Origin of the sequence: Rhodococcus sp. EPR-147 (assembly GCF_001647185.1) — a bacterium.
Taxonomy (GTDB): Bacteria; Actinomycetota; Actinomycetes; order Mycobacteriales; family Mycobacteriaceae; genus Rhodococcoides.
Window position 1 is genome coordinate 1 of sequence record NZ_LVCU01000441.1, and the last position, 10,279, is coordinate 10,279.

Annotated in this window: 9 protein-coding genes; 1 reads left to right on the forward strand and 8 read right to left on the reverse strand. The window is 65.7% G+C overall.

The genetic code is table 11. The annotated features are described in order from the left end of the window. The 7 genes from dnaG to A2J02_RS19270 all read right to left on the reverse strand — a co-directional run. A partial coding sequence (dnaG, locus tag A2J02_RS19240) for a DNA primase (RefSeq protein ID WP_068052302.1) occupies window positions 1-1,128 on the reverse strand: 1,128 nt, incomplete at its 3' end. A 53-nt stretch (window positions 1,129-1,181) separates the two neighbouring features. Beyond that, on the reverse strand, window positions 1,182-2,456 hold the full coding sequence (locus A2J02_RS19245) for a deoxyguanosinetriphosphate triphosphohydrolase (RefSeq protein ID WP_068052304.1): 1,275 nt from the start codon (window positions 2,454-2,456) through the stop codon (window positions 1,182-1,184). Then, the gene (locus A2J02_RS19250; RefSeq protein ID WP_068052310.1) at window positions 2,457-3,173 is read right to left on the reverse strand and encodes a YdcF family protein; all 717 of its coding nucleotides are present in this window, start codon (window positions 3,171-3,173) and stop codon (window positions 2,457-2,459) included. A 55-nt stretch (window positions 3,174-3,228) separates the two neighbouring features. Further along, window positions 3,229-3,837 carry a response regulator transcription factor gene (locus A2J02_RS19255; protein ID WP_068052311.1) on the reverse strand — a complete coding sequence of 203 codons (609 nt, stop codon included), beginning with the start codon at window positions 3,835-3,837 and terminating at the stop codon, window positions 3,229-3,231. Window positions 3,838-3,849: 12 nt separating this feature from the next. Beyond that, window positions 3,850-4,959, reverse strand: a complete 1,110-nt coding sequence (locus A2J02_RS19260) for a sensor histidine kinase (protein WP_068052321.1) — start codon at window positions 4,957-4,959, stop codon at window positions 3,850-3,852. A gap of 46 nt (window positions 4,960-5,005) precedes the next feature. Next, window positions 5,006-5,809 carry an ABC transporter permease gene (locus A2J02_RS19265; RefSeq protein ID WP_068052314.1) on the reverse strand — a complete coding sequence of 268 codons (804 nt, stop codon included), beginning with the start codon at window positions 5,807-5,809 and terminating at the stop codon, window positions 5,006-5,008. After that, window positions 5,806-6,735 (reverse strand): ABC transporter ATP-binding protein, encoded by a 930-nt coding sequence (locus A2J02_RS19270; RefSeq protein WP_068052316.1) that lies wholly within the window; start codon window positions 6,733-6,735, stop codon window positions 5,806-5,808. The genes A2J02_RS19265 and A2J02_RS19270 overlap by 4 nt, the downstream gene beginning before the upstream one ends. 128 nt (window positions 6,736-6,863) lie before the next feature. Here A2J02_RS19270 and A2J02_RS28935 point away from each other — a divergent pair, with 128 nt between their 5' ends. Beyond that, the gene (locus A2J02_RS28935) at window positions 6,864-8,897 is read left to right on the forward strand and encodes a TPM domain-containing protein (protein ID WP_269454880.1); all 2,034 of its coding nucleotides are present in this window, start codon (window positions 6,864-6,866) and stop codon (window positions 8,895-8,897) included. Window positions 8,898-8,966: 69 nt separating this feature from the next. Here A2J02_RS28935 and A2J02_RS19280 read toward each other — a convergent pair. Beyond that, window positions 8,967-10,279: glycine--tRNA ligase (locus A2J02_RS19280; protein ID WP_068052319.1), on the reverse strand; the 1,313-nt coding region annotated here is incomplete at its 5' end.

Below are 10,279 nucleotides of genomic sequence, written 5' to 3' on the forward strand. Positions count from 1 at the left end.
CATCGGGGTACGCCTGGCGACCAGATCGCGAACGGCGTTGTCGCCGGACTTCAGCCGTAGGTCGCACGGGTCCATTCCGTCCGGGGCGACGGCGACGAACGTCTGACCGGCGATCTTCTGATCACCCTCGAACGCCTTCATCGCGGCGGCCTGGCCGGCTTCGTCGCCGTCGAAGGTGTAGATCACTTCCCCGCGAAAGTAGCTGTCGTCCATCATCAGTCGGCGCAGCATCGCCAGGTGGTCCTCGCCGAACGCGGTTCCGCAGGACGCCACCGCAGTCTTGACGCCTGCCAGATGCATCGCCATCACGTCGGTGTAGCCCTCGACGATGACGGCCTGATGGGACTTCGCGATTTCCTTGCGCGCCAGATCGAGGCCGAACAACACCTGAGACTTCTTGTACAGCATGGTTTCCGGGGTGTTGATGTACTTACCCGGCATCGTGTCGTCGTCGAACAACTTGCGCGCACCGAAGCCGATGACGTCGCCGCTCTGGCTGCGAATGGGCCACACCAGCCGGCGCCGGAAGCGGTCGATGGGCGTTCCGCGCTTGCCGGGTGTCGCCAGCCCTGCGTCGACGATCTCCTTGGCCTCGAACCCCTTGCCCAGCAGGTGTTTGGTGAGGGTGTCCCAGCCGTCGGGTGCATATCCACAGCCGTAGGCCAACGCCGCATGGCCGTCGAAATTGCGTTCGGTCAGGTAGTCCCGCGCGGCCTGGGCGTCGGGACCGCTGAGCCTGCCTGCGTAGAACTCCTGCGCTGCTGCGTTGGCGGCGATCAGTCGCGCACGGGTGCCGCGGTCGCGCTGAACCGACGGGCCTCCGCCCTCGTAGGAGATCGAATAGTTCAGCCGGTCGGCCAGTTGCTCGACGGCCTCGACGAACGAGATGTGCTCTATCTTCTGCAGGAAGGAGTAGGCGTCACCGCCCTCGCCGCAGCCGAAGCAGTGATAGTGACCGTGATTGGGGCGAACGTGGAACGACGGGGATTTCTCGTCGTGGAAGGGGCACAGCCCCTTCATGGAGTCGCCGCCCGCGCGCTTGAGCGAGACGTAGTCGCCGACTATGTCCTCGATCCGTGTGCGTTCGCGAATGGCGGCGATGTCGCGTTCAGGAATTCGGCCGGCCACGAAGGGCAGTCTAGTCCCGATCCGGACCTACCCACATTCGGTCGGCGGAGCGATCAGCCCCAGCTGGCCTGAGCCCCGAGTGACCGCTTGTCGATCAATTCGAGGCGACTTTCGGTGTACGAGGCGATCTGGTCGACGACCACACGAGTGCGTTCCGCATCGCTGTCGGCCCGCTGCCACGCGGGCACCAGAATGGGGTCCAGTTCGCCAGGAGCAGAGCGCATCAACCACTCGGCGACGCGGTGGATACGGTCGCGTTGGCGCTCCTGGCGGATCTTGTGTCCGGCATCGGACATCACGTACCGCAACGCCATCGTCTTGAGCAGTGCAACTTCCGAGCCGACGATCGACGGCACCACCAGGTCGGCGTCGTATCGGCTCAGCGGCGCAGTGCCGTACTTCTCGTGGGTGCCCTCGATCGCGGCGGTGGCGAAGCGGCCTACCAGTTCACTGGTCATGTGCTTGAGCGCAACGGATGCGGCGAGAGTGCCGTCGTAGCGTCCGACCGCGACCACGACGGGCATCCTGGACAGTCGATCTGCGGCCTCGATCAGTTCCTCCACATCGAGTCCGCGAAATTCCGAGACGCCGAGCTCGGCGAGGGCGCGTCGCTCGATCGGATCAGACAGCGCCCGTAGATCGATTCGGGCGTCGATCACACCGTCCTCGACATCGTGGACCGAATACGCGACGTCGTCGGACCAGTCCATACTCTGCGCTTCGAGGCACTTGTGCTTGTCCGGAGCGCCGTCACGTACCCAGCCCAAGATGGCGGAATCGTCGTCGTAGGCACCGAACTTCGCTCCGGGGGCGGGCCTGATCCATGGGTACTTGGTTGCGGCATCGAGCGACGCCCGGGTCAGGTTGAGTCCTGCGCTGCGGCCGTCGGAGTCGAGGATCTTCGGCTCGAGCCCGGTCAGGATGCGCAGGTTCTGCGCGTTGCCTTCGAACCCACCGCAATCCTGAGCCACTTCGTCGAGGGCGCGTTCGCCGTTGTGTCCGTACGGCGGGTGGCCGATGTCGTGCGCCAGCCCGGCGAGGTCCACCAGATCCGGATCGCTGCCGAGCCCCTCGGCGATGCTGCGGCCGATCTGCGCAACTTCGAGCGAGTGCGTCAATCGTGTGCGCGGGGTGTCTCCGTCTCGAGGACCGGTGACCTGAGTCTTGTCGGCGAGCCTGCGCAACGCGGCGCAATGCAACACGCGCGCTCGATCGCGTGCGAACGCGCTTCGATGCGAGGCGTTGTCCGCCCCGGCCCGCAGTCCTGCGGTCTTCGGGGGTTCGGTGACGAATCGTTCGACGTCGTGCGCCGAGTACGTGCCGCTCATCTACTGGCCCGCCGTGTAGGAGAAGTCCGCGGTGAAGTGGGTCAGCTGATACCACAGCAGAGCGCCTGTCTCCCTGGCGATTCCGTGCGCCTGGGATTCTCTGGTGTAGACCGCGGGCCCGGTGCGCGTGGGCGAAGTCCAGGCATCGAGGCCGGCGTCGCGCGCCATGGTTCGGGTGCGCAGTGAATGCCACGGATCGCTGACCAACACCACCGACGACCTGCCCTGCTCACGCAGTGTGTTGCTCACCGCCTCGATGCTCTCGAGGGTGTCCGAGCCGGTCTCGACGGCGATGATGGCGTCGGCAGGAACTCCCTGATCGATCAGATAGTTGCGGCCCGACGCGGCCTCGGTGAACAGGTCGCCCTCCTGCTTGCCACCGACGGTGACGATCTCGGGGGCGATTCCCTGCTCGTACAGCGACGCGGCCTGGGACAGTCGTGCCTCGAACACCGTCGAGGGTGTGCCGCTGTACTGAGCAGCGCCGAGTACGACGATGGCGTCGGCCTTGGAGTAGTCGTCGATGCGCGCCACCTGCCATACCCGCACCGCTGTTCCCGCGACCAGCACCAACGACATCAGTACCACTCCCGCGACCAGCCGACCGGTCCAGCGTCCGAGCGTTCCGAAGAAGCCGAGACGCTCGGGACCGGGGTCCGGGGCATACCGGTCGTCGTACGGATCGCCGTACGAATCTCGGTCGAGAGTTGAATTCACTCCTCGAGTTTGCCAGGCCCAGGCATCGGAACCGTCACGGCGCGCCTCGAACGACCTACAGCCACCCTCGATCCTCGGCCACCCGGACCGCCTCGGCCCTGGTGCTCGTGCCAGTTTTTCCGATCGCCGACGACAGATGATTGCGCACCGTGCCCTCGGAGAGGTGGACCTGAGCAGCGATGGCCCCAGCGGTTCCGCCCCTGGCAGCCGCGCGGAGAACCTCCTGCTCTCGGGCCGTCAGTGGAGAGACGCCATCGGTGAGGGTTTCGGTCGCCAGCGTCGGATCGACGACGCGAAGCCCCATGTGTACGCGCCGAACGGCGTCGGCCAGCTGCTTGGCGGGAGTGTCCTTGACCACGAAACCCGACGCACCCGCATCGATGGCGCGTCGCAGGTATCCCGGTCGCCCGAACGTGGTGACGATCAGCACCCTCGACTGCGGGGCGACGAGCGCCAGTTCGGCGGTGACCTCGATACCGTTCTTGCCGGGCATCTCGACGTCGAGCAGGACGACGTCGGGTCGATGTTCGAGAACGGCGGCGGCAACCTCGTCTCCACGTCCCACTTCGGCGACGACCTCGAGATCGTGTTCGAGCCCCAGCAGGGCCGCAAGTGCGCCGCGCACCAGGGCCTGATCGTCGGCCAACAACAACGTGATGGTCATCGCGCCTGCGTCCTATTCACGGTGTACCTCCACCCTGAACCCACCGGTCGGCACCCGGGCGATCGTCAGTGAACCACCCGCTGCCGTCACCCGTTCACCGAGACCGCGCAGACCGTTGCCACCGGACTGCTGGTCTGCCGGTCCCACCCCGTCGTCGACGATGGAGATGCTCGACGCCGTCAGCGTCACCCGGCACTGCCGTGCACGCGAGTGTCGAACCACGTTGGTCACTGCTTCGCGGAGCACCCAGCCGAAGAGTTCTCGATGCCGCAGCGGCACCACGTCGGCGTCACAGGGCAGATCTGCTTCGATCCCCGCCGCGGTCAAAGCCGTTCGTGCACTGGCCAACTCGGATCCGACGTCGACCTGGCGCATGCCCCCGACGGTACTGCGCACGTCGGCGAGTGCTTGCCGAGCAAGGGTTTCCAGTTCCGCGATCTCCACGGCCGCGCGGGCCGGATCGATCTCGATGAGCCTGCCCGCCAATTCGCTCTTGACGGTGATGACGGTCAGCGAGTGGCCCAGAATGTCGTGCACGTCCCGGCTCATGCGCTCGCGTTCGGCCACGATGGCCAGATCGGCCAATTGTTGCCTGGCCACGGCCAATTCGTGATTGCGCTGGAAGACCTGCGTGATCCCCCATGCCGCGGCCGCGCTGATCAGCAGCTGAAATGCGAAGAAGGTGTCGGGCTCCCAGGACGAGATGAAGCGTGGCACCGCTTCGACGAGCGCGACCATCACCACCACCAACACCCACGCTTGCCTGACCGGCAGGGTCATCATGGCCAGTACTGCGACGTAGACGGTCGCGCCGAATGCGGTGGTTCCGATCCATACACTCATGAACACGGTCAGCGTGATCATGACTCCGAGCGCGATCCACGCCTGGGAGACCGGCAGCGGCTTTCCTCGGCGGTGTCCGTTACGAAAACGCCAGAAAGTGGACGTGAACACGGCACCGAAGGCAACGATCGTGACGACCCCGGCAACCTTCGCCGGCACGTATTCCAGAGCGAGGATGTCGTTCAACGGATAGATCAGGTACACCAGCCAGATGGCACCGAACATCCAGCCGAACCGCCAGATCCGTCCCTCGGGAAGGTCGGCGGTGAACGTGGTCATGTCGCCCACGGTATCTCTGTGGACGACATGATCAGCGGTTTCGGTCTCACGCACGCTTGGTGTCTTTGCGGAACAGCAAGGACGCTCCGGCGACGAAGATCGCGGCCCACACCACCAGGTTCACCACGGCGATCACCAGGGTGCCGGTGTCGGCCGAGGTGAACGGTGCCCGGGACACGGTCGCCAGGCCGTAGAGCGGGGTGAACTGGGCCAGCATCGGAAACCAGCCGCTGTCACCGAGCGGGACGAACAGTCCGCCGGCCAACGCCAGGAAGGCGAGCACCGGTCCGAGGATCTGCATGACGTTCTCCGAGGGCAGCAGGTAGCCCATGAACAGCCCGAACGCGGCGAACACTGCCGACCCGAGCCACGCGATCGCTCCGCAGCTGAGCCACACCCAGATCGGCATGTCTGCTCCGAAGAACTTCGCGACGACGAACACCACGACGATCGCGGCTGCACCCATCGTCATGGCGACCAGGACCTTGGTGACGATGTACGCCACGGGCGCGAGCGGGGTTAACCGCAGTTGCCTGCTCCACCCCTGTGCCCGCTCGACCGAGACCATCGCTCCCCCGCTCGTGGTCGCGAGCATCGCGCCGTAGACGGCCATGCTGATGGCGATGTAACCGGTGACGTTGCCGTGCGCGAAGGGGTAGTCGGTCCGGTAGTCGGATTGCGTGCCGAAGATGACGAAGAACACCGGCGGCATCACCAACGTGAAGATCAGAGTTCGCTTGTTCCGAAAGAGCCTGCGGATCTCGAGTCCGAGGAAGGTCGGCGAGAAGCCGCCCCAGGCAACGGCTCTGGCAGAGGTACGGGTGGCTGCGGAGTGTGCGGTCGTGGTCATCGGATGCTCCCGGCAAGGTCGTTTGCGGCTGTGTCGTTTTCGGAGTCGGTGGTCAGGGCGAGGAATGCGTCTTCGAGGTTGCGCGAGACGATTTCCAGATCGGTCGCGTGTGCATCGTTGAGTAGGTATCGGGCCACGGCGTCGGAGTCGCGTCCGTGCACGATCACCCGATCGCCACGTGTGTCGACGCGGTCCACCCCCGGCAGAGCCAGCAACACCGACTGGTCGACTCCGGGCAGGGTGGCGGTGACGGTGCGTCCTGCCGCCAGGTTCTTCACCTCGGCGGCGCTACCGTCGGCGACGATCTTGCCGTGCCGCACCAGCACGATGCGGTCTGCGTACGCGTCGGCCTCGTCCAGATAGTGCGTTGCGAACAGCACCGTGCGGCCGGTGCTGGCGTCCTGGCGAATGGCGTTCCAGAAGTCGCGACGCCCCTCGACGTCCATGCCGGTGGTCGGCTCGTCCAGCACCAGCAGATCCGGATCGGGCAGCAGAGCGAGCGCGAACCGAAGCCTTTGCTGCTGACCGCCGGAGCATTTCGCCACTCGACGGTCTCCGATATCGGCGATGCCGGCCCTGGTCAGTACCTCCTTCACCGAGCGGGTGTGGGCGAACAGTGCCGAGGTCAGCTCGACGGTTTCGCGGACGGTCAGATCGCGAAGCAGACCGCCGGTCTGCATGACGGCCGAGATGCGCCCCTGGGCGATGGCGTCGGCGGGCGTTCCCCCGAACACCGAGACCGTCCCGGTGGTGGGTGTCGCCAGGCCGAGCATCATGTCGATGGTGGTCGTCTTTCCCGCTCCGTTCGGTCCGAGGAATGCGACGACCTCGCCCGGTTCGATGGACAGGCTCAGCCCGTCGACCGCCCGGACCGAGCCGTAGGTCTTGGTGACGCTGCGCAGTTCGACTGCTTTCGTTGTGGTCATGGGAATCACTCTGCTGCGGCCGAGCAGCTCCGACCTCGTTCGGGCGTCACGATTGCGAGGTGACAACTGTCATGCATCCGGATCGACCTGCTCGATCTCACGGGCGCGTAGCCGGTAGATTTCAGGCCATGGCAGTCCAGCACCGGCGGCACACCAGCGCCCCAGTCGTTCGAGAAGCAATCCATCGATTTCGTCGTCTCGCCGCCGTGGGTGCTCTGACCCTCTTCGCCGCGGTCCTGCTCGCGCCGGGAGTTGCATCCGCCGAGGCTCCGTCGCGACTGGCCACACAGATCACCGACAACGTCCAGGCACTCGACCCGGATGCACTCGCCGAGGTGCAGACCTCGATCGACGATCTCTACGGCAGCAGCCAGGTTCGGTTGTGGGTCACCTATGTCGCGGACTTCGACAACATGTCGGCGGCGAACTGGGCCGAGCAGACGTACCAGAGAAGTGACCTCGGCCAGCGCGACGTTCTGCTCGCCGTGGCCACCGTGGACCGTTCGTACTACCTCGCGGTGAACACCGGCCTGTCTCAGATCACCACCTCCGAACAAGATTCGATCCGTGTCGACGATGTCGAACCTGCACTGCGCGAGGAAGATTGGTCCGGTGCGGCCATTGCGGCAGCCGGTGCACTCGGCGACGCGTACGCCTCGAGCGGCAGCGGTGGCTCGTCGGCACCCCTGCTGATCGGAGTCGGCGCACTGGCCGTGGCAGGCGGCGGAGCCGTCGTCTACTCGTCGCGCCGCAAGAAGGCCCGAGTCGCCGCCGAGGTCGAGGCCGTGGCGAAGATCGACCCGAGCGACCCGGCCGCACTGGCCGCCTTCCCCATCGACGTCCTCGACACGCGGGCCAAGGAAATTCTGATCGAGACCGACAACGCGGTGCGCGCCAGCGAAGAGGAATTGAACCTCGCCCGTGGAGAATTCGGAGATTCCGCGGCCGCGCCGTTCATCACCGCCTACGACAACGCCAAGAAAGCCCTGGCCTCGGCGTTCGAGATTCGTCAACGCCTCGACGACGCCATTCCGGAAACTCCGGATCAGCGACGGGCGATGCTCGTCGAGATCATCTCCTCGTGTGGCCAGGCCGATCGCGAACTCGATTCGCGGGTGGAGGAATTCGACGGGTTCCGCGATCTCGTGATGAACGCCGACGCCCACCTCGACGAGCTCACCCAGGCTGTCGTCGGCTTGACGGTGAGAATTCCGCAGTCCGAATCGGTTCTTGCTCAGCTGCATTCGGACTTCTCCGAATCGGCGCTGAACTCGATTGCCGACAACGTCACGATGGCCAAGGAGCGCATGGCGCTGGCCGAGGAGAACATCGAGGCCGGACGCTCGGCGGCGGCACTCCCGCCCGGCAAGCAGGGGCCGGCGGTCACCGCGATTCGCACGGCCGAGCGAGCCGTCGACCAGGCCAAGACCCTGCTCGATGGCGTCGACCATGCCCGTGACGACATCAGGCATGCCATCGCAACCCTGCCCGACGCCATCGCGGACGTTCGACGCGACATCGAGCAGGCTCGTGGATTGGCCGAACACGGCGGGGCCGAACTGCAGGCAGCCATGACAGCCGCCCAGACTGCATTGAAGAACGCGGAGACGGCGCAGTCCTCGGACCCTCTCGGCAGCTACACCGCCCTCGCCGAAGCCGATGCCGAACTCGAGAAGATCGTCGACGAGGCGTCGGCGGACAAGGCGGCCGAGGACCAACTTCGGGCCCGCCTGGATCGCGATATCGCGGCCGCTCAGGCGCAGATCACCGCCGCTGCGGACTACATCTCGACGCGCCGCGGCGGAGTGGGTGCCGACGCCAGAACGCGCCTGTCCGAGGCCGAACGGCACCTCGGTGCGGCGCGTCAGCTCGACCCCAAGAACCCGGACGAGGCCCTCAAGCACGCGCACGCTGCGAGCCAATTGGCCTCGCGCGCATCGCAGATCGCCCAGTCCGACGTGCAGAACTGGGAGAATCGCCACGGTCCGCGCGGTGGCAGTAGCGGCGGCAACATCGCCGGTGCGGTCCTCGGCGGCATCCTGATCAACAGTGTGCTGCGCGGCGGGGGTGGCGGCGGCTTCGGTGGCGGATTCGGCGGTGGCGGGGGCTTCGGCGGCGGCGGTGGGGGCGGCGGATTCGGCGGTGGCGGCGGCCGCTTCTAGTTTCTCGACAGACATACGACAGGGCCCGATCTCATCGCGAGATCGGGCCCTGTCGTGTATGTGAGGTTCCTACGCGCCGATCAGACGAGACGCGATGTAGCCCTCGACCTGATCGAGTGCCACACGCTCCTGCGCCATGGTGTCGCGCTCGCGGATGGTGACGGCGTGATCGTCGAGAGTCTCGAAGTCGACGGTGATGCAGAACGGGGTGCCGATCTCGTCCTGACGACGGTAGCGGCGACCAATTGCTCCGGCGTCGTCGAATTCGACGTTCCAGTACTGACGCAGTTGCTGCGCAAGATCTTTCGCCTTGGGCGTCAGATCGGCGTTACGCGAGAGCGGGAGCACCGCGACCTTCACCGGGGCCAGCCGACGGTCGAGCTTGAGCACGACGCGCTTGTCGACGCCGCCCTTGGCGTTGGGTGCCTCGTCCTCGGTGTACGCGTCGACGAGGAACGCCATCAGCGAACGCGTCAGACCGGCCGCAGGCTCGATGACGTACGGGGTGTAGCGGGTGTCGGTGGCCTGCTCGTAGTAGCTCAGATCCTGGCCCGACGCCTTCGAGTGCACCGAGAGGTCGTAATCCGTGCGGTTCGCGACGCCCTCGAGCTCACCCCACGCGCTGCCCTGGAATCCGAACTTGTACTCGATGTCCACGGTGCGCTTGGAGTAGTGCGACAGCTTTTCCTTGGCGTGCTCGTAGAGCCGCAGGTTCTCCGGATCGATACCGAGGTCTGTGTACCACTTCATGCGGTAGTCGATCCAGTACTGATGCCACTCGTCGTCCTCGCCCGGCTTGACGAAGAACTCCATTTCCATCTGCTCGAACTCACGGGTGCGGAAGATGAAGTTTCCGGGCGTGATCTCGTTACGGAAGCTCTTGCCGATCTGGCCGATGCCGAACGGCGGCTTCTTGCGTGAGGTGGTCAGCACGTTGGCGAAGTTGACGAAGATGCCCTGTGCGGTCTCGGGACGCAGGTAGTGCAGGCCCTCTTCGTTGTCGACCGGGCCGAGGAAGGTCTTGAGCAGGCCCGAGAATGCACGCGGTTCGGTCCAGGAGCCGGGCTCACCGGTTTCGGGATCGCGAATGTCGGCGAGGCCGTTCTCCGGCGGGTGGCCGTGCTTTTCCTCGTAGGCCTCGATGAGGTGGTCGGCGCGATACCGCTTGTGCGTGTGCAGCGACTCCACCAGCGGGTCGGAGAACGTCTCGACGTGGCCCGACGCCTCCCACACCTCGCGCGGCAAAATCACCGAGGAGTCCAGCCCGACGGTGTCGTCACGGCTGGTGATCATGTTGCGCCACCACTGCTTCTTGATGTTCTCCTTGAGCTCGACGCCCAACGGACCGTAATCCCAGGCCGACCTGGTACCGCCGTAGATCT